This window comes from Antarctobacter sediminis (assembly GCF_019218285.1).
Classification (GTDB): Bacteria; Pseudomonadota; Alphaproteobacteria; order Rhodobacterales; family Rhodobacteraceae; genus Antarctobacter; species Antarctobacter sediminis.
This window is the reverse complement of the sequence record NZ_JAHUZG010000002.1, coordinates 1,031,191-1,056,871: the sequence shown is the minus strand read 5'-3', so window position 1 is coordinate 1,056,871 and position 25,681 is coordinate 1,031,191. Positions and strand designations below refer to the sequence as shown.

Annotated in this window: 25 protein-coding genes; 11 read left to right on the top strand and 14 right to left on the bottom strand. The window is 63.2% G+C overall.

Annotation, left to right across the window (positions count from 1 at the left end; translation table 11 throughout):
• Window positions 1-65: 65 nt before the first annotated feature.
• Window positions 66-596, bottom strand: coding sequence for a ricin-type beta-trefoil lectin domain protein (locus KJP30_RS13020; RefSeq protein ID WP_218449702.1), 531 nt, complete (start codon window positions 594-596; stop codon window positions 66-68).
• A 233-nt stretch (window positions 597-829) separates the two neighbouring features.
• Between KJP30_RS13020 and KJP30_RS13015 the strand changes: the two genes are divergently transcribed.
• On the top strand, window positions 830-2,998 hold the full coding sequence (locus KJP30_RS13015; RefSeq protein WP_218449701.1) for an esterase-like activity of phytase family protein: 2,169 nt from the start codon (window positions 830-832) through the stop codon (window positions 2,996-2,998).
• A gap of 100 nt (window positions 2,999-3,098) precedes the next feature.
• On the opposite strand, the gene KJP30_RS13010 is transcribed toward KJP30_RS13015, so the two are convergent.
• From KJP30_RS13010 to KJP30_RS12980, 7 genes are all read right to left on the bottom strand, one after another.
• Complete coding sequence (locus tag KJP30_RS13010; protein ID WP_321210727.1) at window positions 3,099-4,085, bottom strand: LysR family transcriptional regulator; 987 nt, start codon at window positions 4,083-4,085, stop codon at window positions 3,099-3,101.
• 31 nt (window positions 4,086-4,116) lie between these two features.
• Window positions 4,117-4,593, bottom strand: a complete 477-nt coding sequence (locus tag KJP30_RS13005; protein WP_218449700.1) for an Hsp20 family protein — start codon at window positions 4,591-4,593, stop codon at window positions 4,117-4,119.
• A 134-nt stretch (window positions 4,594-4,727) separates the two neighbouring features.
• Entirely contained in the window at window positions 4,728-5,516 is a 789-nt protein-coding gene (locus KJP30_RS13000) for a trypsin-like serine peptidase (protein ID WP_425515709.1), read from the bottom strand.
• A gap of 86 nt (window positions 5,517-5,602) precedes the next feature.
• Window positions 5,603-6,886, bottom strand: a complete 1,284-nt coding sequence (glcF, locus tag KJP30_RS12995) for a glycolate oxidase subunit GlcF (RefSeq protein WP_218449699.1) — start codon at window positions 6,884-6,886, stop codon at window positions 5,603-5,605.
• A gap of 1 nt (window position 6,887) precedes the next feature.
• Window positions 6,888-7,226 (bottom strand): hypothetical protein, encoded by a 339-nt coding sequence (locus KJP30_RS12990; protein ID WP_218449698.1) that lies wholly within the window; start codon window positions 7,224-7,226, stop codon window positions 6,888-6,890.
• Window positions 7,226-8,356, bottom strand: coding sequence for an FAD-binding protein (locus KJP30_RS12985; protein WP_218449697.1), 1,131 nt, complete (start codon window positions 8,354-8,356; stop codon window positions 7,226-7,228). Before KJP30_RS12985 ends, KJP30_RS12990 begins: the two co-directional genes overlap by 1 nt.
• A gap of 72 nt (window positions 8,357-8,428) precedes the next feature.
• Entirely contained in the window at window positions 8,429-9,877 is a 1,449-nt protein-coding gene (locus KJP30_RS12980; protein WP_218449696.1) for an FAD-linked oxidase C-terminal domain-containing protein, read from the bottom strand.
• 137 nt (window positions 9,878-10,014) lie between these two features.
• Here KJP30_RS12980 and KJP30_RS12975 point away from each other — a divergent pair, with 137 nt between their 5' ends.
• The 3 genes from KJP30_RS12975 (at window position 10,015) to KJP30_RS12965 (ending at window position 11,536) form a co-directional block, all read left to right on the top strand.
• Window positions 10,015-10,425, top strand: a complete 411-nt coding sequence (locus tag KJP30_RS12975; protein WP_218449695.1) for a CopD family protein — start codon at window positions 10,015-10,017, stop codon at window positions 10,423-10,425.
• Window positions 10,425-11,126 carry a DUF599 domain-containing protein gene (locus tag KJP30_RS12970; RefSeq protein WP_218449694.1) on the top strand — a complete coding sequence of 234 codons (702 nt, stop codon included), beginning with the start codon at window positions 10,425-10,427 and terminating at the stop codon, window positions 11,124-11,126. The genes KJP30_RS12975 and KJP30_RS12970 overlap by 1 nt, the downstream gene beginning before the upstream one ends.
• A gap of 62 nt (window positions 11,127-11,188) precedes the next feature.
• On the top strand, window positions 11,189-11,536 hold the full coding sequence (locus KJP30_RS12965) for a hypothetical protein (RefSeq protein ID WP_218449693.1): 348 nt from the start codon (window positions 11,189-11,191) through the stop codon (window positions 11,534-11,536).
• A gap of 15 nt (window positions 11,537-11,551) precedes the next feature.
• Here KJP30_RS12965 and KJP30_RS12960 read toward each other — a convergent pair whose 3' ends face one another.
• From KJP30_RS12960 to KJP30_RS12945, 4 genes are read right to left on the bottom strand one after another with little or no spacing between them, the layout of a single operon-like run.
• Entirely contained in the window at window positions 11,552-13,591 is a 2,040-nt protein-coding gene (locus KJP30_RS12960) for a glutamine amidotransferase (RefSeq protein WP_218449692.1), read from the bottom strand.
• 12 nt (window positions 13,592-13,603) lie between these two features.
• Entirely contained in the window at window positions 13,604-16,366 is a 2,763-nt protein-coding gene (locus KJP30_RS12955; RefSeq protein ID WP_218449691.1) for a DUF4159 domain-containing protein, read from the bottom strand.
• On the bottom strand, window positions 16,363-17,241 hold the full coding sequence (locus KJP30_RS12950) for a DUF58 domain-containing protein (protein WP_218449690.1): 879 nt from the start codon (window positions 17,239-17,241) through the stop codon (window positions 16,363-16,365). The genes KJP30_RS12955 and KJP30_RS12950 overlap by 4 nt, the downstream gene beginning before the upstream one ends.
• The gene (locus KJP30_RS12945; protein WP_218449689.1) at window positions 17,238-18,257 is read right to left on the bottom strand and encodes an AAA family ATPase; all 1,020 of its coding nucleotides are present in this window, start codon (window positions 18,255-18,257) and stop codon (window positions 17,238-17,240) included. Before KJP30_RS12945 ends, KJP30_RS12950 begins: the two co-directional genes overlap by 4 nt.
• Before the next feature lie 69 nt (window positions 18,258-18,326).
• Between KJP30_RS12945 and KJP30_RS12940 the strand changes: the two genes are divergently transcribed.
• A complete protein-coding gene (locus KJP30_RS12940; protein WP_218449688.1) occupies window positions 18,327-18,905 on the top strand; it encodes a DUF1285 domain-containing protein in 579 nt (192 codons plus the stop codon).
• Window positions 18,906-19,007: 102 nt separating this feature from the next.
• The gene (gene rpiB / locus KJP30_RS12935) at window positions 19,008-19,457 is read left to right on the top strand and encodes a ribose 5-phosphate isomerase B (protein WP_218449687.1); all 450 of its coding nucleotides are present in this window, start codon (window positions 19,008-19,010) and stop codon (window positions 19,455-19,457) included.
• A 24-nt stretch (window positions 19,458-19,481) separates the two neighbouring features.
• On the opposite strand, the gene KJP30_RS12930 is transcribed toward rpiB, so the two are convergent.
• The gene (locus KJP30_RS12930) at window positions 19,482-20,300 is read right to left on the bottom strand and encodes a sulfotransferase family protein (RefSeq protein WP_218449686.1); all 819 of its coding nucleotides are present in this window, start codon (window positions 20,298-20,300) and stop codon (window positions 19,482-19,484) included.
• A gap of 133 nt (window positions 20,301-20,433) precedes the next feature.
• Between KJP30_RS12930 and KJP30_RS12925 the strand changes: the two genes are divergently transcribed.
• Both KJP30_RS12925 and KJP30_RS12920 read left to right on the top strand, forming a co-directional pair.
• Window positions 20,434-22,008, top strand: coding sequence for a DUF5928 domain-containing protein (locus KJP30_RS12925; protein WP_218449685.1), 1,575 nt, complete (start codon window positions 20,434-20,436; stop codon window positions 22,006-22,008).
• 111 nt (window positions 22,009-22,119) lie between these two features.
• Complete coding sequence (locus tag KJP30_RS12920) at window positions 22,120-22,488, top strand: histidine triad nucleotide-binding protein (RefSeq protein ID WP_218449684.1); 369 nt, start codon at window positions 22,120-22,122, stop codon at window positions 22,486-22,488.
• A gap of 107 nt (window positions 22,489-22,595) precedes the next feature.
• Here the strand turns inward: KJP30_RS12920 and KJP30_RS12915 are convergent, their stop codons facing one another.
• Window positions 22,596-23,549, bottom strand: coding sequence for an ABC transporter ATP-binding protein (locus KJP30_RS12915; protein ID WP_343222769.1), 954 nt, complete (start codon window positions 23,547-23,549; stop codon window positions 22,596-22,598).
• A gap of 49 nt (window positions 23,550-23,598) precedes the next feature.
• Here KJP30_RS12915 and KJP30_RS12910 point away from each other — a divergent pair, with 49 nt between their 5' ends.
• The 3 genes from KJP30_RS12910 (at window position 23,599) to trhA (ending at window position 25,665) form a co-directional block, all read left to right on the top strand.
• The gene (locus KJP30_RS12910; RefSeq protein WP_218449682.1) at window positions 23,599-23,778 is read left to right on the top strand and encodes a zinc-finger domain-containing protein; all 180 of its coding nucleotides are present in this window, start codon (window positions 23,599-23,601) and stop codon (window positions 23,776-23,778) included.
• A gap of 121 nt (window positions 23,779-23,899) precedes the next feature.
• Window positions 23,900-24,811, top strand: coding sequence for a pirin family protein (locus tag KJP30_RS12905; RefSeq protein WP_218449681.1), 912 nt, complete (start codon window positions 23,900-23,902; stop codon window positions 24,809-24,811).
• Between the two features lie 170 nt (window positions 24,812-24,981).
• Window positions 24,982-25,665 (top strand): PAQR family membrane homeostasis protein TrhA, encoded by a 684-nt coding sequence (gene trhA, locus KJP30_RS12900; protein WP_218449680.1) that lies wholly within the window; start codon window positions 24,982-24,984, stop codon window positions 25,663-25,665.
• The last annotated feature ends 16 nt before the right edge of the window (window positions 25,666-25,681 follow it).

The window sequence follows — 25,681 nt, the reverse complement described above, 5'->3', positions numbered from 1 at the left end:
CCGAACAAAACCCGCCGGCCCATACCGGTCGGCGGGCCGTGTTCGACCGGCCTGCCTTGCGGTCCTCATTCGGCGGTACGGATCCCCCAAGTCTGATAGGCTGCAAGGGCCTCGTCGCAGGGTTCCAGCGACAGAACCTTGATCTGGTTGGCATCGCTGCGACCCGAGCGTGTGGCCTCGGCGACGGTGAAACACATTTCCGGTGCTGACCGAGGCGTGATCGTGCCCTCTCCGGAAAACACAAAGCTCTGCTCTTCGGCTTCACCGCAGGTGGTCAGTTCCAGCGCACTGCCAGCAGTCATCGCAGGCGCCACCACACAGACATCAAAGGTGGGCATATACAGTTTGCCCTCCACGAACCGATCACTTTCAAAGGTTTGATCATAGCCCAAAGCACCGCCTGGACTGTAGCAGGTGTGCCCCTGCAAACCATCATCGGGATTCGCATCGCGTTCGCGGCCCTTGGCGATATCCAGGCAATAGCCGTTCTGTTTGTTGTCCAGCTTGTCGACAAGATAGATTTCGACGGGCTCGGCCCATGCCGCTGTCGTTGCGGCAATCGCAATGCTGAAGCCGGTCACTAGAGCAGTTTTCATTGTCGTCTTTCCTTCTCAAACGGCGGAAATGTGAACGCGTCCGCGTTCCCACCTCATGGACGGCTTAAACGTATCAAACGGTCGATTCCGTCGAAGACCCCCGAAAACACTTCGCGGCAAACAAAAGGCGGGTTCGCACGGGAAATCGGTTTCATGGCTTTGTCAAAGAACCGTCACGCCTCTGTTACCTCTCGCCCCCTATCCCCCCGAGTACCTATCAACAGGGGGACTCCATGCATTTCCGCACCCTTTGCCTGACGAGCGCACTGGCCCTTGCTGCCTCCGCCGCCACGGCAGACATGAATTTCAATCGCATCGCCTCTTTCGGCACCTATCTGAACATGGCCGACGGCGAAGACCGCGCGCGCGAGACCTCGGCCGAGATCATCGCCGCCACCGCGGACGGCATGACGCTGGTTTATACCGACAGCCCGCTGGGCGTGATCGGCCGCATCGACATCACCGACCCGCACAGCCCACAGCCGCTGGGCAACGTGGCGTTGGACGGTGAGCCGACCGCCGTCGGCATCGTGGGGTCCACCGCCTTTGTCGGCGTGAACACCTCGGCCAGCTACACCGATCCCTCGGGTCATCTTGCCATCATCGACGTGATGTCGGGCAATATCACCGCCACCTGCGACCTCGGCGGTCAGCCGGATTCGGTGGCCGTGTCCAAGGACGGCACCCGCATCTCGATCGCCATCGAGAACGAGCGTGACGAAGACCTTGGCGACGGTCGCGTGGGCCAGTTGCCTGCCGGTTTCCTTGTCATCGGTGAAATCAAGGACGGCGCGCTGGCCTGTGATGACCTCAAGACCGTTGAACTGACCGGCCTTGCCGACATCGCGCCCGAAGACCCCGAGCCCGAGTTCGTGGACATCAACGCGCTGGGCGAGACCATCGTTACGCTTCAGGAAAACAACTACCTCGTGGTGGTTGGCGCCGATGGTTCCATCATCAGCCATTTTTCCGCCGGCGCGGTCGATCTGGACATGATCGACACGCTGGACGAGCGCGGCTCGCTGGATTTCGACAAATCGCAGCCCGCCCGCAAGCGTGAGCCCGACGCCGTCAAATGGATCGACGACACGCATTTCGCCATCGCCAACGAAGGCGACATGGACGGCGGTTCGCGCGGCTGGACCATCTTCTCGAAGACCGGCGAAGTGGTCTACGAAAGCGGTGCCTCCTTTGAACACGCGCTGATCCAGATCGGCCACTACCCGGACAAGCGGTCCGACGCCAAGGGTGTCGAGCCTGAATCCATCGAAACCGCCATCTTCGACGGCACGCCGATGGTCTTTGTCGGTTCGGAACGCGGCTCTGCCGTGGGTGTCTATGACGTCACCGATCCGGCCGCCCCGGTCCTGAAACAGATCCTGCCCTCGGGCATCGGGCCAGAGGGCTACGTCGCCATCCCCGAACGCAACCTGCTGATCTCGGCCAACGAGGTTGACCTGATCGAAGACGGCGGCGTGCGCGCGCATGTCATGATCTTCGAATACATGGACCAGCCGGCCCAGTATCCGACGCTGACCTCCGAAGGTGCCGACCGCCTGATCGGCTGGGGCGCGATCTCGGGCATGGTGGCCGACAAGGATGGCATCGTCTGGGCTGTGAACGACAGCTTCTACGGTTTCCAGCCGACGATCTTCAAGATCGACACCACGCAGACCCCGGCGCGCATCGTCGATGCGATCGTCATCCACCGTGCCAACGGCGACCCGGCGCAAAAGCTGGATCTCGAAGGCATCACGCTGGATGGCAACGGCGGCTTCTTCGTCGCCTCCGAGGGCCGGACCGAACGCGGCATCCCGCACGCGATCTATCACGTCACCGCCGATGGCCTGATCAAGACCAACTCGGCCGAGATCATGATCCCCGCAGAACTGACCGCCGTCGAAAAGCGCTTTGGCTTTGAAGGTATCACCAAGGTCGGCGACACCCTTTGGATGGCCGTTCAGCGCGAGTGGAAAGACGACCCCAAGAACCACGTCAAGCTGGTCTCCTACAACCTGGAAACCAAGGAATGGGGCGCGGTCCTTTACCCCAAGGCCGAGCCGGCCAAAGGCTGGGTTGGCCTGTCCGAGATCGTGGCGCATGGCGATTTTGTCTATGTCATCGAACGTGACAACCAGATCGGCGCCAATGTGGTGACCAAAAAGATCTACCGCATCCCCGCGGCAGAGATGGTTCCGGCGGCGCTGGGCGGTGATCTGCCCGTGGTGTCCAAAGAAGAAGTCCGCGACCTGATCCCCGACCTGCAAGCCTTTGGCGGCTATGTCGTCGACAAGGTCGAAGGTCTGGCCATCTTCGAAGACGGCACCGTCTGGGTTTCGACCGACAATGACGGCGTGGACGACAGCTCGGGCGAAACTTTCTTCTGGATGTTCAAGCTCTGATCGCCTGATCCGACGAATCCAAGAATACCATGCGCCCCGCGGGAAACCGTGGGGCGCATGCCGTTCCAAGACGGCCGGCTTCGGTGGTTGTAAGGGCGCGCTACCTTGCGGTGGACAGCAACGTCGGCAGCATTTCCGCCAGCAGTTCCCAGACGATGCGCACGCGGGGGCTGGTCCGCAATTCGCGGTGCGCCACCAGCCAGACGGGAAAGTTAAAGGTGACTTCGGGCAGGACTCGGCGCATCCCGGGCGTGCTGTCCCCCAGCCCGCAGGGCACGGTGCCCACACCCAACCCGCCACGTGTCATTTCCCAATGTACCGCGTGCGAGGAGGCCAGAACCGGGAAATGCGCCGGCGTTACGGGGATGCCGCGCCGTTGCAGCGCCTCGACAAAGCTTTCGTTTTCGCCAAACCCCACGAAATCCGCCCGCGCCAGATCTTCGGGCACAGAGACGGGGCCCAGCCGTTTCAGGTAGTCGTCGGTGGCGTAGAAGGTGCCTTCGTCATCGCCGACCATCTTGGCGATCAGATCCGGTTCCTCGGGGCGGGCATTGCGGATGGCGATATCGGCTTCGCGGCGGCGCAGGTCACGAATTTCGTTCGACGCAACCACTTCCAGCGTGATGCCGGGGGCGACCTCGCGCAGGCGTTTGGCGATGCTGGGCATCAACCAGCTGGAATAGATCTCCGAGGCGGTCACGGCCACATGGCCCGAGGCAGCCTGCGCCTGCCCCGAAGCCGCCAGTGAAACGCCTGCTGCGGCCTCGCCCATGGCGCGCACATGGCTCATCAACTGTGTGCCGGCCTGTGTCAGGACCAACCCGCGCCCGACCCGTTCGAACAGGACGACGCCCAGCTCTTCTTCCAGCGCGGTCACCTGCCGTCCCAGCGTGGGCTGGGTCATACCCAACGCGCGCGCAGCCGCCGACAGCGATCCTTCCTCGGCGGTGACAAGGAAGGCCCGCGCGCGGTTCCAGTCAAATGTGACAGAGCGCCAGTCCATGTGATCCTGCTTGGCGATACCTGCGCGAAAGTCAATGGCAACGGGGCCGGTGCGCCGGATACGGAAAGGCCCCGGATGTGTCATCCGGGGCCAAAGTCACACGAGGGTCTTGGGATCAGTTGACGGTTTCCGCGTCAACCACGTCCTTCTCTACCATCTGGGTTGCAGGCCGCGCGATTTCAATCCGGCGCGGTTTCAGCGCTTCGGGGATCTCGCGTTGCAGGTCGATGTGCAGCATGCCGTTTTCATGCGATGCACCCTGAACGCGCACATGATCTGCAAGATGGAACCGGCGCTCGAAGGCACGGGTGGCAATTCCGCGATGCAGATAGGTCTTGCCGTTTTCACCGGCTTCGGCCTTGCGGGCCGACACCACCAGCGCCTGCTCTTTGACCTCGACGGACAGTTCGTCTTCGGCAAAGCCGGCAACTGCGATCGAGATGCGATAGGCATCATCGGCGGTTTTTTCGATGTTGTACGGCGGATAGCCCGGCTGCGCGGTGTCATTGGCAAGAACGCGGTCCATCAAGTCGGCGATCTGGTCAAAACCGACGGTGGCACGGTAGAGCGGGGCAAAATCGAAATGTCGCATGGAATCCTCCGTTGAGCGATACCTGTCTGTGGCGCGCCTTCCCTCATGGGACAGGCGCCTTTGGGACACGGGACCCTGTCACAGGCGTCCCGATGCGAAATAGTTGGGTAGGGTTCAGCGGGGTTTCAAGCCCCTCAAGGGCGGATGAAACGGGCCCCTGTTTCGCGGCGCATTCCGGCGGCCAGCCGGTCCACGCCCGCACCCGGATCGCGGTCGGCATCCAGAGCGTCCTGAAGCGCGGCCAGTGGCGCGCCCAACCCGCTGGCAAGCGCCACGGGTTTTCCATTGGCCTCGGCCTTGGACGACACGACCGACACGATCTGCGGCGCGCCGCCCGTCAGCCGAAAGACCGGCGAACCGGAGGCACCGAAATCCACGCTGCACGACAGGACCAGCATCCCCTCTTGCCGCGCCAGCACCCCGCAGGTTTCCTGCAAAGAGGGCGCCTCGGAACGGTCACGCGCATAGGACACCACGCCGACCTTGTCGCCGGTGTCCGGTCCATGCCCGACGGCGAAAGGGGTGATCGTGGTGTTGCGGATCGGGTGCTGAAGCTCGATCAGGGCAAGGTCATGGCGTACCCGCTGCGAGCTTGCCAGCGCGCCATAAGCGAATTCGGGATGCGCAACGGCCTTGCGCACAAGGCGATAGGCGGCGGCACGCCCATTGCGCCACCCGGCAAGGAACTGCATGTCTTCGACGGGCACGCGGTCCCCTGTTTCCGGGTCAAAAAGACAATGGGCCGCCGTCAGGACAAGTCGCGGCGTGATGAGCGCCCCGGTGCAAAAGGCGGTTCCGGCGATTTCAAGCCGTCCGACCGCCTCCCATCCTCGGCCATCCTCGGCCGAATCCATCCTGAAAAGGCTCTGAGCACCGGCGGCGGAGCCCAGAAGCACGAGAGAGAGAGCCAGAAAAAGCCGCACCGAACCGTCCTATACTTTTGAGTATAAATTTACACGGTAGTTTGGCAAAAATGAGGCGAAGCCGCCTCATTTACAGTCTGTTCCCATCACGTCAACGATCTGGGTTTCGGCCCGCCTGTGGCCCAATCCAACAGCTCGACGGTGTGGACAACGGGCAAATCGGTGCCTCCGCCGATCTGCATCATGCACCCGATGTTTCCGGCGGCGATCACGTCGGGCTTCCTGGCTTCCAGTGTGCGGACCTTGCGCGCCTTCAGCTTTCCGGAAATCTCGGGCTGCATCAGGTTATAAGTGCCCGCGCTGCCGCAGCACAGGTGACTGTCGGCGGGTTCGACCACCTCGAAACCGGCGCGTTTCAACAGGTCCTTGGGCGCGGTCTTGACCTTCTGCCCGTGCTGCAAGGAACAGGCCGCGTGATAAGCCACACGCAGCCCCTTGGCCGCGCCTTCAGGGATGTCCAGCCTGGTCAGAAGTTCGCTGATGTCCATGGCGATGCCCGCCACGCGACCCGCATCCTCGGCCAGATCGCTTTGCGCAAACATATGACCGTAGTCCTTGACCGTCGTGCCGCAGCCCGAGGTGTTGATGACAATGGCATCCAGCCCTTCGGTTTTCATCTCCGCCGTCCAGGCGCGCACGTTCTTCGCCGCCGTGGCATGGCTTTCGCCGGTCTTGCCCATGTGATGGGTCAGCGCCCCACAACAGCCCGCGCCCTTGGCCACCACGACCTCGCAACCCAGCCGGGTCAGCAGGCGGATGGTGGCATCGTTGATGTCAGTGTTCAGCGCCTTCTGCGCACAGCCGGTCATCAGCGCCACGCGCATCCGTTTCTCGGTCTTGGGGGCAAAGCTCTGCGGATCGTCGTTGCGGCTGACCGGCGGGATCCTCTTGGGGGCCATGGCCAGCATGGCGCGCAACCGTGCATCGGGAATCAGTCCGGCAAAGGGCTTGGCGATTTTTGCGCCCAAAAGCGCAACCCGGAACCGCCCGGGATAGGGAAGGATCCGCGCCAACATCCAACGCAGCGCCTTGTCGTGCCACGGCCGGTCATAGTGCTTTTCGATGTATTCGCGCGCGTGGTCGACCAGATGCATATAATGCACACCGGACGGGCAGGTCGTCATGCAGGCCAGACAGGACAGGCAGCGGTCGATGTGCTTGACGGTGCGCGCGTCGGGCACACGCTCGTTCTCCAGCATGTCCTTGATCAGATAGATGCGCCCGCGCGGGCTGTCCAACTCGTCGCCCAGCACCTGGTAGGTGGGGCATGTCGCTGTGCAGAACCCGCAATGTACACAGGTTCGCAGGATCTGGTTTGCCCGCGCGGTGCCGGGATCTTCAAGCTGGTCTTTGGTGAAAGTCGTCTGCATGTCAGTCCATCATTTGGGCCATGGCAAGGCCGAACCAGGGGAGGGCGCAGCTCACCAGCGCGCCGCGTGTTGTCCATCTTCGGGCGGTCGCACTGGTCTGGCGGCGACGCAGCGCCTGCGCCATGGCCACCACCGCAAGGATCCACCCCAGCCAAAGCGCGAAGAGCGTGCCAAGCGCATGCTGCGCCCACAGCAAAAGGGCCGCGCCGAGGCACAGGAAGATCAATCCCGCCAGTCTCCAGATTCCCCGCGCCTCCAGCGGCAGCCGCAAAAGACCCGCCGCCAGCAGCGGGCCCGCCACAAAGGCAAGGGCAAAGCCGATCAGCGCGGGACTGTCCATCAGGCCATGATCCCGGGGTTCAGCATCCCTCGTGGATCGAACCGCGCGCGGATGCCCTGTGTCAGGGCGGCAATGGCGGGGGGTTCGGGTTGAAACACCGGCAGGCTCAGGCGCGTCGCTTCCGAGCCGCGGATCAACGTGGCGTGGCCTTGTAAATTCGGCGGGCGCAGGTCGGTACCGGGATCACATTCGACCCAGATCAACCCGCCGCCCCAATCGTACAGAACATGGCGGACCGGATGGGCGGCACGCAATTGCGCGACCAGCGCCGGCGCCGTGCCGGGCCGGACCGAGAATTTCCAGACATCGCCGCCGGTGCCCTGCATCATTTCAACGTCCCGAACCCACCGCCATAGCGCCGCAACCCGGTCCGCCTCCGTTTCGACCCGCAGCGTCAGCGACCCGAACATCTCTTGCAGGCGTTCGGCCCGATAGGCGACCGACCCGGCGAAACCTTCCAGCCGCAGCAACGTCGATGGAACTCCGTCCGGTCCCTCCGGCGCATGGGCCGCGCCCGACACCTCGTAGGGCGAGGTCAGTGCCCGGCTCATGACCTCAATAGCTTCTGCCTCGTTCAATCCGCCAATCAGAACGCTTGCGCTGGCCTCGGGGATCGGCAGCACCTTCAGGCTGACCTCCGTCAACACACCCAGGGTCCCCCAACTGCCGCACATAAGCTTGACCAGATCATAACCGGTGACATTCTTCATCACCCGTCCGCCGTTCTTGACCACCTGCCCCGACCCGTCGACGAACCGCACCCCCAAAAGGAAGTCCCGGCAAGCGCCCGCCTGCACACGGCGCGGGCCGCTGACATTGGCCGCCACGACGCCACCAATGGTCGGCTCCCCCGTGGTCCCCAACAACCCGCGATGATCCATCGGCTCAAAGGCCAGTCGCTGCCCTTCCGCCGCCAGCGCCGTCTCGATCTCCGTCAACGGCGTCCCCGCCCGCGCAACAAGGGTCAAGGCGCCCGGCTCGTACAGCGAGATGCCCGACATCCCGCCGGTTTCCAACACCTGCGCCGCGCCGGTCACACCCACCGCGCGCGAGCCACCGCCCCGGATGTGAAACGCCTCCGAACCATCCCGTAGGATTCCGGCCAATTCTGCCTCTGTCTGCGGTCTCATTTCACCGTCCTGTGTTTCTTCTTGGTACAAATACTCCGGGGGAACGCGCGCAGCGCGTGGGGGCAGAGCCCCCTATTCCGCCGCCAGCTTCACAGCCCTTCGCCCCTCCGAGGCGGCCAGCGGAAATACCTTTGCCGGGTTCAGCAACCATACCGGGTCAAACACATCCTTGACCTGCATCTGCACCTCCAGATCGACAGGGTCATATTGATCCACCATAAGATCGCGTTTCTCGATGCCGACGCCGTGTTCGCCGGTCAGGCAGCCGCCCACCTCGACGCAAAGCTTCAGGATTTCCGCGCCGAAGGCCTCGCAGGTCTCCAGCTGGCCTGGTTCATTGGCATTGAACAGGATCAGCGGATGCATGTTGCCGTCGCCTGCGTGAAACACATTGGCAACCTCCAGCCCGAACTCTTTGGACATCTCGCCGATGCGTTTCAGCACATAGGGCAATTCGCTGACCGGGATCGTCCCGTCGAGGCACATGTAATCGTTGATGCTGCCCATGGCGCCAAAAGCGGATTTGCGGCCCAGCCAGATCCGCCCGGCCTCGTCGGCGTCCTTTGCCTCGCGCAGCTCCACCGGGTTGTGCCGCCGCGCGATGTTCAGGATCAGGGACAATTGTTCGTCGATCTCGGCGGGGCTGCCTTCCACCTCGACGATCAGCAGCGCCTCGCAATCCGGATAGCCCGCCTTGGCGAAATCCTCGGTGGCGCGGATGCAGGGGCGGTCCATGAACTCGATCGCCACCGGAAGCACGCCGGCCTTGATGATGTCACTGACGCAGGCGCCGGCCACCTCGTTCGAATCGAACCCCATCAGCACGGGCCGCGCGCCTTCGGGCTTGCGCAGGATGCGCAGCGTTGCCTCTGTCACCACGCCCAGCTGCCCTTCAGAGCCGCAGATCAGTCCCAGCAGGTCCAGCCCGCCGGAATCCAGATGCGCGCCGCCGATTTCGACCACGGTGCCGTCCATCTGCACCATGGTCACGCCCAGCAGGTTGTTGGTGGTCACGCCGTATTTCAGGCAGTGCGCCCCGCCCGAGTTCATGGCGATATTGCCCGCGATGGCGCAGGCCAGCTGCGACGACGGGTCGGGCGCGTAAAAGAAATCCTCTTCTTCCACCGCGCCGGTGACGCTCAGGTTGGTGCGGCCGGTCTGAACCCGGATGAACCTGTCGTCATAATTGACGTCCAGCACCTCGTTCATCCGCGCCACGCCAAGGATCACCGAATCCGCCGTGGGCAGCGCGCCGCCCGCCAGCGAAGTGCCTGATCCGCGCGGCACCACCGGCACGCCTTCCTCGTGGCAGACCTTCAGCACTGCTGCGACCTCTTCGGTCGATGCAGGCAGAACCGCCGCCAGCGGCGGACAGCGATAGGCCGTCAGCGCGTCGCATTCATAGGCCCGTGTTTCGGCCTCATCCTCGATCACGGCATCCTTGGGCAGGACCGCACGCAGCCGCGAAACGATCATTGCCTTGCGGGCCAGAATGGCTGGATTTGGCTCGGGCATCTGCATGGCGGTCCTCCTTGGCAAACCCTGCTTGGGTGAGATTGGTAAGAATATATAACCAAAACGCCAGATGCGCCACCGTTAATGCCCGCGCGGCGGCGCGGCATCTTGCCATTTCCCCGGTGAACGGGTCAGGTGCGGGCATGACATGGGTCAAGATCATTCATATTCTTTGCGTCATGGGGTGGATGACCTCCATCTTTGCGGTGCCGCGCGCCATCATCTACTGGAAGCGTGAGTTTGACAGATTGGGTGAAAACGGTCCGCTGGGCGATCTGACCTTTCGGCTGTACCGGTTTTCCTTCGGACTTGGTGTCATCGCCATCGCAACCGGGCTTTGGCTGGCCTGGGATTGGGGTTTTCCGGCGTGGACGCATCTCAAGATCGCCCTGGTGGCGCTTTTGGCGGGGCATTATCTCTGGACCGGACGGCTGGTGCGCCGGGCGCAGCGGGGCGTCTTTACCGAAAGCGATCTTTACCTGCGTATCTTCAACGAGATCAGCGTCTTTGGTGCCATCGCGATCCTTTGGGTCGTGGTCGCCCAGCCGTTCTGATGGATTGGCGGGCGCTCATCGCCGAGTTCACGGCGTTGGACGCCGTCGCGCTTGTCTTGCTGATGCTGGCCTGGGCCGGCACGACGCGACTGGTGGAAAACCCGCCGAAAAGCCGCCCTTCGACTTCTGTTCTGATGGCGGAATACCGGCGCGAGTGGATGAAGGTCTTTGTCACCCGTAACCCGCGTATCTTCGATTCCCAGATCGTCAGCAGCCTCCGGCAGGGGACTGCCTTTTTCGCTTCGGCCAGCATGATCGCCATAGGTGGCGGTTTTGCCCTGATCGGCAATGCCGACCGGCTGCGCGGTGTTGCGCTGGACCTTGGCACGGCGGTCGATCCTTTGGCGATCTTCGAGATCAAGCTGGTGCTGATGATGTTCTTTGCGGCCAATGCCTTTCTCAAGTTCGTCTGGTCGCACCGGTTGTTCGGATATACCTCGGTTCTGATGGCAGCGGTTCCGAATGAACCCGAAGATCCGGCGGCCTATTCGCGCGCGCGCAAGGCGGGAGAAATCAATATCGCCGGGGCGCGCAGCTATAATCGCGGGTTGCGCTCTGTCTATTTCGGGATCGGCGCGGCGGCTTGGCTATTGGGGGCATGGGCGCTGATGGGGGCGACGCTAATTACCATGGCGGTGATCCTTCGGCGCGAATTTGCCTCGCATTCCCGCGCGGTTCTGTTGGATCCGTCTGACAAATAGGCCGGTCCTCGCTCCGCCCTTCGTGATCTCGCAATCGCTGCCGCAGGTGATAGGGTTACGCCATGCGATACCTTGCCCTTCTTGCGTTCCTTGCCGCGCCTGCTGTTGCCGAGCCGCCGGTTGTTGAAAACGTCACCGCCCAAGCCGCCGGGGACAGTTGGCGGTTTTCCGTCACCCTCCGCCACCCCGATAGCGGTTGGGATCACTATGCCGATGGCTGGCGGGTAGAATTGCCGGATGGCACTGTTCTTGGCACGCGCGAACTGTTGCATCCGCATGTGAACGAACAGCCCTTTACCCGCTCACAATCCGGCATCCGCATCCCGTCCGGGGTCACGCGCGTACATATTCGCGCCAAGTGTTCGGTGGACGGTTGGTCGGAAGATGTGACCGCCTTTGATTTGCCCTAACTCCCCACTGCGGGATCAGCTGCGCCCTTCGCGCAGCCAGGCCCCGACGATCAACCCGGCAGCCAGCAGCAGCACCAGCCATTCCGGGGCCAGCGGCGTCTGCCGGACATCCAGCGTTTCATAGGCCTCGCGCGGGGTCAGCCCGACCCAGCCCCGGCCAGAGGCCGGGCGGCCCGGACGCACGTCCCGAACCGAGGGCAGGCCCTCTTCCAGTCGCAGGATGCCGCCGCGTGTTTCGGCGATGACCGGGGCAAGGGCCGCGCCGCTTGCGATGGTCTGGATGAACTCACGCGGCGCGGCGGGGCCCAGCCCCACAACAGCCGAAAGCGCGTTTTCCTCCAGCTGGTACAGCCCGATTTCCGGCCCGTCATACAGCGCCTCATAGCGCCCCGGGCTGACCTCGGTCAGCGGCACCCGCACGTCTTCGCCGTCCGGGGTGGTCACGATCACATCGCCGACAAATTCATTCAGGGTCCGCCGAATGATCCGCATGGACTGGCCCGCCGGTTCGGCCCAAAGCGCCTCTTCCTCCAGTTCGGGTTCCTTCATCATCCAATGCGCAAGCCGCCGCAGCAGTTCCAGTTGCGGCCCGCCGCCTTCGTAGCCGCGGCTCCACAACCATGCGTGATCCGAGGCCAGCAGCGCCACGCGTCCCTCGCCGACCCGGTCCAGCACCAGCAGCGGGCGTTCGTCGACGCCCGACATGACCACATCACCCTTGATCGGTTCCACCTCGATCTGGCGCAGCCAGCGGCCCCATTCCTCGGATCCCGTCAGGCCCGAGGTCACGGGATGGCGCTGACCCAGATAGGTGACCTCGGGGCGATAGCCTTCTTCCACGACACGCGCGGTGGGTTCGGCGGGCAGGACATCGGCCAGCGGCGAGCGATAGATCGAATCCGCCGAAGCAAAGTCCGGCCCCGCTGCCACCAAAACCGCGCCGCCCTGTTCGACATAGTTGCGCACGTTGTCGAGATAAATCGCCGGCAGGATGCCGCGCCGTTTGTAGCGGTCAAAGATGATCAGGTCGAAGTCGTTGATCTTGTCCAGAAAAAGCTCACGCGTGGGGAAGGCGATCAGCGAAAGTTCGTTCACCGGGACGCCATCCTGCTTCTCCGGCGGACGCAGGATAGTGAAGTGAACAAGATCCACAGAGGAATCCGATTTCAGCAGGTTCCGCCATGTCCGCCCACCGGCGTGCGGCTCACCCGAAACCAAAAGCACGCGCAGGCGGTCCCGAACGCCGTTGATCTGGATCAGCGCGGTGTTGTTGCGGTCGGTGAGTTCTCCGTCCGCTTCGGGTACGGTGAATTCGATCACGTTCAGACCACCATGTGGCAGGGTGATCGGCAGGTTCAGGTCCTCTCCGATCGGGACTGAAAAGCGATCAGGCTCTGCGCCGTCGACGGAAATCAGGATGTCAGTCCGGGCGTCGCCGGGCGCCGCGCCGCTGTCCTCGATCCGCAGGGTCAGTTCGACCTCTTCGCCGAGGATGGCAAAGGCGGGTGCGTTTCGCACGATCAGGCGGCGGTCCCAGTCCTCTTCCCGTCCGGTCATCAACAGGTGCATCGGAGCGGGCAGATCGGGCGCGCGTTCCAGATCGTGCAAGCGGCCATCCGACAAAAGCAGGATGCCGGCTATACGGCCGCGCGGTTCTTCGGCCAGCGCATTGGACAGAGCGGTCATCAGCAATGTGCCTGCGTCGCCTTCGCCGTCGCCCACGGTGATGCGGCGAACTTCGGTGTTCGGGCGCGCGTCCAGCCGCGTTTGCAGGGTGTCGGCGGCGTTGTCGGTCACGCCGACGCGATCGCCCAGCTTTTGCGAGGCGGTTTCGTCGACCAGCATCAGCACGATGTCAGAAAGCGGCGCGCGGTCCTCGATCTGATAGGAGGGTTGAGCCAATGCGCCGACCAGTACCACAGCGGCCAGAAACCGCAGCGCCCAGCCCGACAGGCCACGCCACAGGGCCAGCCCGGTGCCCAGCAGGGCAAGCGCCGCCATGACGGCGATTATGGCCCAGGGCAGCAGCGGGTCGAATACGATTTGTCCGTTCATATCGGGTCTCGCTTATTGGCCCAGGCGGTCCAGCAGGGCAGGAACATGAACCTGGTCGGATTTGTAGTTGCCGGTCAGCACGTGCATCACGAGGTTCACGCCAAAGCGATAGGCAATCTCGCGCTGGCGTTCGCCGGTAAAGCCGCCGCCGATGGGCACCAAAGGATTGCCCCGTTCGTCCATCGCCCATGCGGCGGCCCAGTCATTGCCGCCGATGACGACGGGCGTGACATTGTCGTTGAGGTCGCGAAAGGGCATGCCTTCGATCAATTCCGCATCCGGCGGCGCGGCCTCGACCCAGACATCGCGGCCCGCATATCGTCCGGGGAAATCCTGCAACAGGTAAAAGGTGCGTGTCAGCACGTGATCTTCGGGCAGGGGTTCCAGTGGGGGAATGTCCAGCGGCGCGGCCAGCTGTTGCAACCTGCGTCCCTGCGGCGTGGCGGTGCCGAAACCCGCAATGTCGGCATCGCGGGTGTCAAAGACGATCATGCCACCGGTCCGCAGATAGGTGTTCAGCTTGGCATAGGCCGCGCTGGACGGTACGGGCTGCGACGTGGTGATCGGCCAGTAGAGCATCGGGTAAAAGGCCAGTTCGTCGGTCTCCAGATCCACCCCGACAGGCGTGCTGGGTTCAACGGAGGTGCGGAAATACAGCGTATCCGCGAGACCGCGCAGGCCCGCAAGTGACAGGTCATCGACCGTGGTGTCGCCGGTGATGACATAGGCCAGCACAACTTCCGAAGTGGCGGCGATGGCGGCGCGGTCGTCGGCGCTTTGCGCGTAGGCGTCCTGCGGCAACAGCGACATCGCGGCCAGGAAAACGCTGGCCGACACTGCCCCGCGCAACCGGCCCGACAGCCAGAGCGAGGCGATCACATCGGCCAGTAACAGCGCGATGGCCGCCGCCAATAGCCAACCGGCCAGGGGTTTTTCCTGTGGCTGGACAAGGCCTTCGACCTCAATCCGCTCGGGCCAGACCATCGGCTCCAGCGGCATGTCCGTGGTCACGACGTTCCGGGCAAGGCTGCGGTCTTCGCCTTGATAGACGCCGGGGCGCAGTTCCGGCCCAAGCGGTGCCTCGATCAAAGCGGGCCCATCGACGCCGGGCAGTGTGCTGGCCTCGCGCGGGCGGCCAAAGGCATCCAGCACGCGCACAGGTTGCCAGACAGTGCCTTCCATGTCCTCGATTTCGGGTTGAACGGCGGCGGAAGAAACCGCCAGCCGTTCCAGCATCTGCACGAAGAGGCCGGACAGCGGCAGGGTCGACCATTCCGCATTTGCGGTCACGTGGAACAAGACGATCTGGCCCTGCCCCACGCCCTTGCGTGTGACCAGCGGTGTGCCGTCGGACAGTTGTGCAATCACACGCGACGCCAGCGTCGGGTCCGGTTGCGCCATGACCTGGCTGTTGACGGTGACATCGCCGGGGATCGCCAGCCCGAAGAACGGGCTTTCCTCCGGGAAGGGGGCCAGCGCCTTGGGCTGGCCCCAACTCATGGCGCCGCCGACGGTGCGACCGCCGGCGCGCAGGCGCACCGGCATCAACGGGTCTTCGCTGTCGCGGCTGATGTCTGACGCGGCCAGTTTCGGCCCGGCAAAGCGCAACAGCATCCCGCCTTTTTCCAGCCAGTCCAGCAGGGCCTCTTCTTCCGCGGGGGACAGGGTGGCGACATCGGCAAGGATGATGACGTCGGGGTTGGCCGGCAGAATGTCCAGCAGCGCGCCCTCCAGCAGATCCGCACTGGGGACCAATGCCTTTTCAAGATAATGCAATGGCGACAGCAGTTCGAGCCCCTCACGGTCGGTGCTGCCCGCGATCAGGGCGACTTCGCGGCGGCGCAGGCTGTCGTCGGGCAGGGTCACGGCCCCGGCGCTGCGGGCGCCTTCGATCTCGAACCGTTCGATCCGGGCACGCAACTCCGCTGGCAAGGCAATTTCCGTCACCGAGGCCAGTGCACCGGCCTCAAAGGTCAGCGGGCTACGGAGCAGCACGGCGGGATTTCCGGCCGGGTCCTTGCCATGTCCGGCAAGCGTAACCTCTGTTGCGGGGCCTTCGCGCAGGCGGCGGGCGGTGATCAGCAGGTTGCCTTCGGAGATCTGCGGCGGTTCCAGCGCGAACAACGTTCGCGGCGCTTCGAACACTGTCACGCGGCCCTTGGCCTCAAGCGCGGTCAGCAGGTCGTCGCGGCCCTCCCGGGCCAATGCGTCCGACATCCAGTAGGTATCGAACCCGTCTACGGGCAGCAGCTCGATCGCGCGCGTAATATTCTCGGGCCCCGGTTGCCACGGTTCGGGCAGAACGCCGGACAGGCGTGTGCGCAGGACATCGGCGCTGAGGAACTGGACCTGCTGCGGATCGGTCAGGCGCATGATGGCCACGGGGCGCGAGTCGCGCCCGGCCTCTGCCAGCAGGCCATCCAGCGCGATCATCCGGCCGCGCCAGTCGGCTGCCGAGGCCCAGCTGGCGTCCATCACGACCAGCAACGGACCGTCGCCTTTGGCTTCGGCGTCGGTTTCCGGGTTCAGAACCGGACCGGCCAGCCCGACGATTACGGCGGCCACCGCCAACATCCGCAACAGCAACAGCCACCACGGCGTGCGGTCTGTGACCTGTTCCTCGTCTTTGAGACCCAACAGCAGCACCACGCCCGGAAACATGCGCCGGATCGGGGCGGGTGGCACCGCCCGCAGGATGATCCAGAGGATGGGCAGGGCCAGAAGGCCCAGAAACAACCAGGGCGTTGTGAAACCGATCAGGCCGAAAAGGGTCATCCGTGGCTCCCGTCCAGCGCGCGATAAACCCACAAGAGGGCGGATTGCGCGGTCTGGTCCGTGTGATGTGTCAGGTGTTGCCAGCCCGTCAGGCGGCAGATTGCGTCCAGCCGCGCCTTGCGCTCGGCCAGCCGCTGCAAATAGGTTTCGCGCAGGTCACCCGCCTTGAGTGTTTCATGCCGCAGGGTCTGGTTCACGCTTTCAAAGATGGTGCGCCCATCAAAGGGAAAGGCCTCTTCGGTCGGGTCCAGCACCTGCAACAGCACGCCACGCACGCCCCTGTCGGCGGCTTTGGTCAGGGCCGCCTCGACGGGTTCGATGTCCCCAAGGAAATCCGACGCGAACAGCGCCTTGGCATTGGGCAGCATGCCGCGTGCCTCGGGTTCGGCGTAATCGTCCTCGCCGTCTTCGGAAAACATCTCGGCCAGCCGCAGGGTTTGCAGGTCGCCCCGACGCGGCGGGAGGCGCCAGCCGGTCAGGCCCACACGCTCTCCGCCCCGGATCAGCAGGATCGAGGCCGCAAGCGCCACAAGACGCGCGCGGTCGGCCTTGGTCGGCAGGTTCTTGTGGCTGGCAAAGCGCATGGACGCGCCGGGATCGACCCAGATCTGCACGCTTTGCGCGATCTGCCACTCGCGTTCGCGGACGAATTGTTCGTCCCCGCGCGCCGAACGGCGCCAGTCGATGGCGCGGTAGCTGTCCCCGGCCTGAAGCGGCCGGTACTGCCAGAAATCGTCACCCAGGCCCGAGCGCCGCCGCCCGTGTTCGCCCAGAAGGACGGTGCCGGCCAGATGTTCGGCGCGGGCCAGAAGGGCCGGGAAGCGCCCGGCCTCTTCCTGCGCGCGGGTGCGCAGGTGGGCGACTGTGGCCGTCACGCCGCGGCCTCGGTGCGGCGCAGACCTTCGGCGACCTCGTCGATGAGCGCGCCAAGGTCCTCACCGCGCGCCCGCGCCGAGAAGGTCAGCGCCATGCGGTGAACAAGAACCGGTTTGGCCATGTCCAGCACATCCTCGGGCGAAGGCGCCAGACGGCCTTGCAGCAGGGCACGGGCACGCACGGTCATCATCAGCGCCTGCGCGGCTCGCGGGCCGGGGCCCCATGCGACGATGTCCTTGACCCGCTCGGGCGAGGAGGGGTCCGACGGGCGGAAGGCACGCACCAGATCAAGGATCATCTCGACCACTGCGTCGCCCACGGGCATCCGGCGCAGCAGGGTCTGCGCGGCGATCAGCTCCTCGCCGGTGAAGACCTGATGCGACTGCGCTTCTTCGGTGCCTGTGGTGGCCAGCAGGATGTCCTTTTCGGTGCCGCGATCCGGGTAGGCCACGTCGATTTGCACAAGGAAACGGTCCAACTGCGCTTCGGGCAGCGGATAGGTGCCTTCCTGTTCGATCGGGTTCTGCGTGGCAAGCACGTGGAACGGCGCCTCAAGCGTGCGGGTCTGGCCGGCGACGGTCACCTGCTTTTCCTGCATCGCCTGCAACAGCGCCGACTGGGTCCGGGGGGAGGCGCGGTTGATCTCATCGGCCATCAGAAGCTGACAGAAGATCGGGCCTTCGATAAATTTGAAGGTCCGTTCGCCATTGGCGCCGGTTTCCAACACTTCTGACCCAAGGATGTCGGCGGGCATCAGGTCCGGGGTGAACTGCACCCGGTTGCCGTTCAGCCCCATGACGGTGGACAGGGTTTCCACCAGCCGGGTCTTGCCCAGACCGGGCAGACCGATCAGCAGAGCGTGACCGCCACAAAGAAGAGAGGACAACGTCAGGTCGACGACCCGCTCCTGTCCGATGAAGCGCGCGGTGATCGACTTCTTGGCCTCGGCCAGCTTGTCTTCCAGCGCCTCGATCTCGGCGACCAGATCTTCGGCCGCGTCTGCGTGATCGGACATGTCATATCTCCACTTCATGCTATCTCTTTGGGTAAGTATGTATCGACTGAGAAGGGAATGGCAAAAACTATGAGCGGACAAAATCTCGTGACCCCCTCGGCCGATGGCCTTGCCGCCTCGGCCCGCGCAGCCGGAAAGGGCAGGGGGCTGCCGCCTGTCCACAAGTGGAATCCGCCCTTTTGTGGCGACCTTGACATGCGCATCGCCCGTGACGGGACGTGGTTCTACCTTGGCACCCCAATCGGCCGGTTCGAGCTGGTGCGGTTGTTTTCCTCGATTCTGCGCAAGGACGGCGATGATTATTTTCTGGTCACTCCGGTGGAAAAAGTCGGCATCATCGTCGAGGACGCGCCTTTCGTAGCGGTGGATTTCGAGGTCGAGGGCCAAGGTGAGTCGCAGGTGCTGACTTTTGAAACCCACGTGGGCGATTTTGCGCCGGCCGGTCCGGATCATCCGATCCGCGTCGTTCGCGATCCCGAAAGCGGCGAGCCCTCACCCTATGTGCTGGTCCGCGCGAACCTTGAGGCGCTGATCGACCGCAAGAGTTTTTACCGGCTTGTCGACCTTGGTGCGCATCATGGCGGATGGTTCGGTGTTTGGTCGGGGGGGCAGTTCTTTCCGATCATCCCGTCGGACGAGTTGCCCTGACAGCAGGGGGATGCCGATTCTTTCGGCAGGACAGCGGCGCGGAGGCATGTTAGAGGCCGCCGCGAACCCCGCATATCCCCTGCTGAACGGATCCAAGCCACAATGACCGAGTCCAAGCGCATCGTACTTTCCAGCGACCACGCCGCCATCGACCTGCGGCAAGCCATCGCGAAACACATCGAATCCAAAGGCTGGGAAGCAGTGGATATCGGGCCGGTCACGCCGGAAAGCACGCATTACCCCGAACATGGCGCTGCGGCGGCGCGCAAGGTGGCCTCGGGCGATTGCAGCCTTGGCATCATCCTGTGCGGCACCGGCCAAGGCATCATGATGGCGGCCAACAAGGTGCCCGGCATCCGCTGTGGCGTGTGCTCCGATCCGTTTTCGGCCCGCATGATCCGTGCGCACAACGACGCGCAGATCCTGTCCATCGGTGCGCGCGTGGTGGGCGAGGGACTGGCGCTGGAGATTGTCGATGCCTTCCTCGAGGCCGAGTTTGAAGGCGGCCGCCATGGCATGCGTATCGACATGATCAAGGCGCTGGAAGCCTGAACACCCCCGCGCCGGGCCGGGCGGTCAGTCGCCCAGCTTGGCGTGGACTTCGTCGAGGTCGATTTCGCCAATAGGCATCTTGTTGCCCGGATTGTCGAAATCGTATTTGAACAGCTCGAAATCGCGCCAGTAGATCTCTTTCACAAGATGCATGGAAAGGTCGTCGAAATAATCTTCGACCGGATGGGCGCGTTTCGGGCCATGGCCCTCGGATTCATTGAACCGGGGGATCGCATTCAGGTCGATCGGATGCGGGGTGTGGATATGATCCAGAACCTGTTGCATGCCGTCGTTGAACCTCTCGGTCCAGAAGATCTGGTTATAGCGACCGCCGTTGACGATGAAGGTCGAGACATGCCCCGACATGGCCGACCAGTGAATGTCGGGCTCCATCGGACGGCGCCAGCGGATCGTGTCGCGGGCAAACAACAGAAAGCGGCGGAAACTGCGGATCTGGTCGAACTCAAAGCCGGTTTCCGGGTCGCCGACCTCGATCCCGTATTTCTGGATCAAAAGCGGAACAAGATTGCCGCGATACCGCTTGCCGTTGCGCTGGATGCCGCAGATCTTGTCAAAGAAGCTGGACAGGATGCGCCCGTAAGGGTTGCGCACACAGGTAAAGGCATAGGATGAACGCGTCTTGACGTTGGCGCTGATGATGGGCTGGCTGGCGTCCTGCGCCCATTTGTGCAGCCCTTGTTTCGAGTCGTGGATGTCGCCGTCGAAGAACTGTCCGTGGTCCGAGTAATAGAGGATCTGGCCAATGGTCGAGCAGGCGCATTTTGGCACCACGCGGTACACGACGCTTTCGCTCTCGGTCATCCATGTGCCCGGAAACCCCATCTGCCTTGCCTCTCTCTTGTCGTCCGCCGCGCCCGGCAGGGGGAAAAATTCCCGCCGAAGCAGGTTTATTCAACTGAAATTCATCACTATCAACATAAACAATCGGGCGAAATTGGGGCGATTGGTTCTCTGAATGGCGAAAATTGCCTTCATCCTGCTGTGTCACAAGGATCCTGACGCCATCATCAAACAGGCGCAGAGCCTGACCGCTGTGGGCGATTACATCTCGATTCACTTCGATGCCCGTGCCGGGGTCGAGGCATTTGGCCGGATCAGGCACGCGCTGAAGGACAATCCCAATGTCACCTTTGCCCGTCGCATCAAATGCGGTTGGGGGGAATGGAGCCTTGTGCGCGCCACGCTGAATGCGGTCGAGGCGGCGGTGGACGCCTTCCCGCGCGCGACGCATTTCTACATGGTCTCGGGCGATTGCATGGCGATCAAATCAGCGGAATACGCCCATGACTTCCTTGATCGGCGCGAATGCGACTACATCGAGAGTTTCGACTACTTCCAATCCGACTGGATCAAGACAGGATGGAAGGAAGAGCGGCTGATCTACCGCCATTACTTTAACGAACGAACGCAAAAGCGCCTGTTCTACACGATGTTCGAGGCGCAAAAGCGGCTGGGCCTGACTCGCAGGATTCCTGACGACATCGAAGTGATGATCGGCAGCCAATGGTGGTGCCTGCGTCGCCGCACCATCGAGTGGATTCTCGATTTCGTGAAGAAGCGGCGCGATGTCATGCGGTTTTTCGCATCAACTTGGATCCCGGACGAGACATTCTTTCAAACGCTGGTGCGCCATCTTGTGCCCGAACGCGAAATCGAAAGCCGCACTCTGACCTTTCTGTTGTTCACCGACTACGGCATGCCGGTAAATTTCCACAACGATCACTATGACCTGCTGCTCAGTCAGGATTACCTCTTCGCACGCAAGATCAGCCCCGAGGCGACCGAATTGCGCCGGAGGCTGGGCGTCTTGTATGCCGCCGAAAAGGCCACGTTCCGGATCTCGAACGAGGGGCGGTCGCTGTTCAAGTTCCTGACGGAAAGGGGGCGGACGGGGCGGCGTTTCGCGCCACGATTCTGGGAAACCGAAAGCAGCCTTGGCCGGGAACGCGAACTGCTGATCGTGATCTGCAAGAAATGGCACGTCGCCAAGCGGCTGACCGATCGTATCCGCCAGATGACCAACATTCCCTGTATCGAATACCTGTTCAACGAGGACGCCTGCCCGTTGCCCGATCTTGGCGGCATCCAGTCGACAATGGTCAAGCGGCACCGCCATCGCCGTGCCCTGATGCGCATGTTGTACGACTATTTCGAAACGGATCGGCTGGTGATCTGCATGGATCCGGCAAGCCTTGACCTGCTGGAGGATTTTGCCCGCGACAGGGCCAAGACCCGTATGCTGGAGGTCGAATGCCTGTTTTCCGACGACTACCTCGTCGGACATGCCATGCGATCCGGTCTGGCCGGAGAGCGCACGCCGGCGGAAACACTGGCGCGACTGCTGCCCACGGTGCGCAATGACCTGCTGCACGAAAGCGACCGGATCCGCGACGCCAAGTTCGAAAACCACCAGCACCTGCGCGAAAGCGATCCACGCGAGGCACATGCGCAGGCCATGGCAGAGTTTCTGGCCGTGGCGCCCGCTGTCGCGCAGGAAATCGTGGCGCTGGACCATCTCTTTTCCGACTGAGTGTGATCCGCGCCCAGAAAGCGGTGGCGTTCGCCGCCGCAGCGGCTATGCCAAGGGCAAACTCCGCCCCGGGTCGGGATGGGGGAAATTTCCACTCCGAGGAGGTGCGGCATGGCCTATACCTACAACCCCGAAAATATCTTTGCGAAGATCCTCAAGGGCGAGATCCCGAACAAGACGGTTCTTGAAACCGAGCACACACTGGCCTTTCGCGACATCTATCCGCAAGCGCCGGTGCATGTGCTGGTGATCCCCAAGGGGCCTTATGTCTGCTACGATCATTTCGCGCAGGAAGCCTCGGATGCGGAGATCGTCGATTTCAACCGGGTCATCGGCGAGGTGTGCCGTATGGAGGGGCTGGAAGAGGGCGGTTTCCGGCTGATTTCAAATGCGGGGCGCGATGGCGTGCAGGAGGTGCCGCACCTGCATGTACATATCCTTGCCGGACGCGATCTAGGCCGGATGCTGGCAAAAGCCTAATCTGGATGAGCGCCTGACGGCGCGCAGGGTGTCTCACCCGCCGGCCTGTGGCCGTCGGGTTCGGGTCTGCGGCGGCGTGACATGACAGGCCGCCCGGCACCTGCGCGTCAGGCCGCCGATCCACGGGTCAGCGCAAGGAACACGTCTTCGAGATCGGGTTCCTCGGTGCGCAGTTCGCGGATGCGGATGCCCGCGGATTGCACTGCGGCCAGCACATCCTCCGCCCGGGTTTCCTTTGAGCGGTAGGTCAGCGCAAGGCTGCCGTCGCTGCGCGATTCGGCTTGAATGCCGGGGGCTTCGGGCAGGAATTGCGGCGCGGTTTCGGGGTGGATCACCATGGTCCGTGCATCAAGACGGCCCAGCAGATTGACCGTGCTGTCCTGCGCCACCAGTTCGCCGTGATTGATGATGGCGATCTCGTCACACATCTCTTCGGCTTCTTCGAGATAATGCGTGGTCAGGATGATGGTCATTCCACGTTCGCGGTTCAGCTTGCGGACATTCGTCCAGAGCATCTGGCGCAACTCGATGTCCACGCCCGCCGTGGGTTCGTCCAGCACCAGCACCTGCGGAGAGTGGACCAGTGCCTTGGCCAGCAGCAGCCGCCGCCGCATGCCGCCCGACAGCGTGCGGGCATAGGCATCCGCTTTGTCGCTCAGCCCCACCATCTCGAGGATCTCATCCGAGCGGCGCTGCGATTTTGGCACGCCATACAGCCCGGCCTGCACCTCCAGCGCGCCGCGCGGGGTAAAGAAGGGGTCAAGGTTCAGCTCTTGCGGCATCACGCCGATGGCGGCGCGGCTTTGCCGCGGGTTGCGATCCTGATCCCAGCCCCAGATGCTGACCTTGCCTTCGGTCTTGATCACCAACCCTGCGAGGATGTTGATCATCGTCGATTTTCCCGCGCCGTTTGGCCCGAGCAGGCCAAAGACAGAGCCGGCCGGAACCGTCAGGTCTACGCCGTTGAGGGCCTGTTTGCCCCCGGCATAGGTCTTTTTCAGGCCCTCGATCCGGATCGCGGCGTCATTCTGACCGATGTCCAATGGCTTGCTCCCTTTCACGGCTTTGGTCATAAGGCAGATAGGCCAGAGCATCTCGAAAGGGAACCAGATGACGACCCAAGCGCCCGAGACCAAGATTGTCGAGAGCTACCGCATCGCCTGCGATGGCGGTGAAGGTGCGCTTGGGCATCCGCGTGTCTGGTTGCAGATCCCGCACGAGACCGGCTTTGTCGAATGCCCCTACTGCGACGCGAAATACGTCCACAAGGATTTCGAAGGCAAGGTCTGAGCCTGTCGGGCAACGGTGCAGGGCCGCCCTGTGGCCGCGCGCACCGATGCTGTGCGCCGGCGGCGCTTTGGCAAGTCGGGCGACAGGGCTATCTTGAGGCAAACTTGAACAGGAGTTTGCCATGACGTTTCGACCTGTAAAGGGCCAGTCCGTGGCCCAGCCCACGATGGAAGGGGCAGGGGTTCACCTGCATCGTGTCTTTGGTTTCGGGGATCCCTCGGAAACCGATCCCTTCCTGATGATGGACGATTTCCGCAATGATGAGCCCGCCAAGTACGAGCGCGGCTTTCCCTGGCACCCGCACCGCGGGATTGAAACCATCACCTATGTGCTGGAAGGCGAGGTGACGCACGGAGACAGCCTTGGAAACGAGGGCACGCTGGGCGCCGGAGCGGTCCAGTGGATGACGGCAGGGTCCGGTATCCTGCATCAGGAAATGCCGCGCGGGAATGCGTCGGGGCAGATGCACGGTTTTCAGTTGTGGGCGAACCTGCCATCCTCGCTGAAGATGACGGCGCCACGCTATCAGGACATCCAGGGCGGCGATATTCCCGTTATCACCGATGATGACGGCACACGGGTAAAGATCATCACCGGCACGTTCTGGGGCAAAAGCGGACCGGTCGACGGGATCGCCGCCGATCCGCTGTATCTTGACGTTTCGGTGCCGCCGGGGGTGACGAAATCGCTGCCCGTGGACACGCGGTCCAACGCTTTTGCCTATGTTTTCGCGGGGGCTGGCAAATTCGCCGACGCCTCGAACCCGATGGGCGTTCGGGTTGAAAAGGAATTCGCCGGGCAAGAGGTCAATATCCGTGACATGTCGGGCAACCGGACGCTGGTGAAATTCGGCAACGGGGATGAGGTCAAGGTGACCGCCGGACCCGAGGGCATCCGCTTTCTTCTGGTGGCGGGGCGGCCGATCCAGGAACCGGTGGCATGGCACGGACCGATCGTGATGAATACCCAGGCCGAATTGATGCAGGCCATGAAAGACCTGCGCAACGGGACGTTCATCAAGCCCGCGCACTGAAAGCTGTCCACGCGTGGACAGCTTGGGGGCAAGGCATTACAGGGGCGAATCAAGCCCGGCTTTAAGGGCACCCCTGTCGCGGGGCGCGCCTTTTCCATCCTGGTCACGTCTTGCTTACCCCTTCGCGATAGGCTGTTTGAATCAAGGAGCAAGACAGATAGCCTGATCCCATGACCCAGATCCGCAAAGCCAGCCCGGCGCCCGCTCAAGGCGCAGCGAGGGTGTACAGCCGGGCCGAACTGGCCAGTGACATGTTCGTGCATCTTGCCGCGCTGGTCATGGCGCTGGCGGCGGTTCCGGTGCTGATCACGCTGACGGCGGTCTGGCGCGGCACCGCGGCCGAAGTTGCCGCCGTGTCGATTTATGGCGGAACGCTGGTGATGATGCTGACTGCATCGCTGCTGTACAACCACGTCCGCCACCCTGACCTGACGGCCTTGTTCCGGCGGATCGACATGTCGGCCATTCACCTCAAGATCGCGGGGACCTACACGCCCTTTGCCCTGCTTTCCGGCGCGGGCGGCGGGTTGTTGACTGCCGTTTGGGGCGCGGCCTTTGGTGCGGCGGCGCTGACCTTGTTCAAACGCCGCCTGCCGTCCGGGTTGGCGGTGGCCATGTGCCTGTGCACCGGCTGGGCGGTGGTGATCGGCGGCTGGGACTTGCTGGCAGCCCTGCCTCTATCGGTCTGCGTTCTGATGGTGGTTGGGGGCGTTCTGTATTCGCTGGGAACGCCTTTCCTGATGGCTTCGCGCCTGCGGTTCCACAATACGATTTGGCACGGCATCGTCGTTGCGGCCTCGATCGTGTTCTTTGTCGCGGTCTTCATGGTTGCCGCTGCGGTGCCGATGCCGTGATCCCGTCGCCCTGATT

Coding starts and splice junctions, on each gene's coding strand:
- KJP30_RS12975 (WP_218449695.1), top strand. CDS start 10,015: ATGACATGGGTCAAGATCATTCATATTCTTTGCGTCATGGGGTGGATG.
- KJP30_RS13015 (WP_218449701.1), top strand. CDS start 830: ATGCATTTCCGCACCCTTTGCCTGACGAGCGCACTGGCCCTTGCTGCC.
- KJP30_RS12945 (WP_218449689.1), bottom strand. CDS start 18,257: ATGTCCGATCACGCAGACGCGGCCGAAGATCTGGTCGCCGAGATCGAG.
- KJP30_RS13010 (WP_321210727.1), bottom strand. CDS start 4,085: ATGACACATCCGGGGCCTTTCCGTATCCGGCGCACCGGCCCCGTTGCC.
- KJP30_RS12940 (WP_218449688.1), top strand. CDS start 18,327: ATGAGCGGACAAAATCTCGTGACCCCCTCGGCCGATGGCCTTGCCGCC.
- KJP30_RS12985 (WP_218449697.1), bottom strand. CDS start 8,356: ATGAGACCGCAGACAGAGGCAGAATTGGCCGGAATCCTACGGGATGGT.
- KJP30_RS13005 (WP_218449700.1), bottom strand. CDS start 4,593: ATGCGACATTTCGATTTTGCCCCGCTCTACCGTGCCACCGTCGGTTTT.
- KJP30_RS12910 (WP_218449682.1), top strand. CDS start 23,599: ATGACGACCCAAGCGCCCGAGACCAAGATTGTCGAGAGCTACCGCATC.
- trhA (WP_218449680.1), top strand. CDS start 24,982: ATGACCCAGATCCGCAAAGCCAGCCCGGCGCCCGCTCAAGGCGCAGCG.
- rpiB (WP_218449687.1), top strand. CDS start 19,008: ATGACCGAGTCCAAGCGCATCGTACTTTCCAGCGACCACGCCGCCATC.
- KJP30_RS12955 (WP_218449691.1), bottom strand. CDS start 16,366: ATGACCCTTTTCGGCCTGATCGGTTTCACAACGCCCTGGTTGTTTCTG.
- KJP30_RS12925 (WP_218449685.1), top strand. CDS start 20,434: ATGGCGAAAATTGCCTTCATCCTGCTGTGTCACAAGGATCCTGACGCC.
- KJP30_RS12990 (WP_218449698.1), bottom strand. CDS start 7,226: ATGGACAGTCCCGCGCTGATCGGCTTTGCCCTTGCCTTTGTGGCGGGC.
- KJP30_RS12960 (WP_218449692.1), bottom strand. CDS start 13,591: ATGAACGGACAAATCGTATTCGACCCGCTGCTGCCCTGGGCCATAATC.
- KJP30_RS12980 (WP_218449696.1), bottom strand. CDS start 9,877: ATGCAGATGCCCGAGCCAAATCCAGCCATTCTGGCCCGCAAGGCAATG.
- KJP30_RS12905 (WP_218449681.1), top strand. CDS start 23,900: ATGACGTTTCGACCTGTAAAGGGCCAGTCCGTGGCCCAGCCCACGATG.
- KJP30_RS12930 (WP_218449686.1), bottom strand. CDS start 20,300: ATGGGGTTTCCGGGCACATGGATGACCGAGAGCGAAAGCGTCGTGTAC.
- KJP30_RS12965 (WP_218449693.1), top strand. CDS start 11,189: ATGCGATACCTTGCCCTTCTTGCGTTCCTTGCCGCGCCTGCTGTTGCC.
- glcF (WP_218449699.1), bottom strand. CDS start 6,886: ATGCAGACGACTTTCACCAAAGACCAGCTTGAAGATCCCGGCACCGCG.
- KJP30_RS12970 (WP_218449694.1), top strand. CDS start 10,425: ATGGATTGGCGGGCGCTCATCGCCGAGTTCACGGCGTTGGACGCCGTC.
- KJP30_RS13020 (WP_218449702.1), bottom strand. CDS start 596: ATGAAAACTGCTCTAGTGACCGGCTTCAGCATTGCGATTGCCGCAACG.
- KJP30_RS12920 (WP_218449684.1), top strand. CDS start 22,120: ATGGCCTATACCTACAACCCCGAAAATATCTTTGCGAAGATCCTCAAG.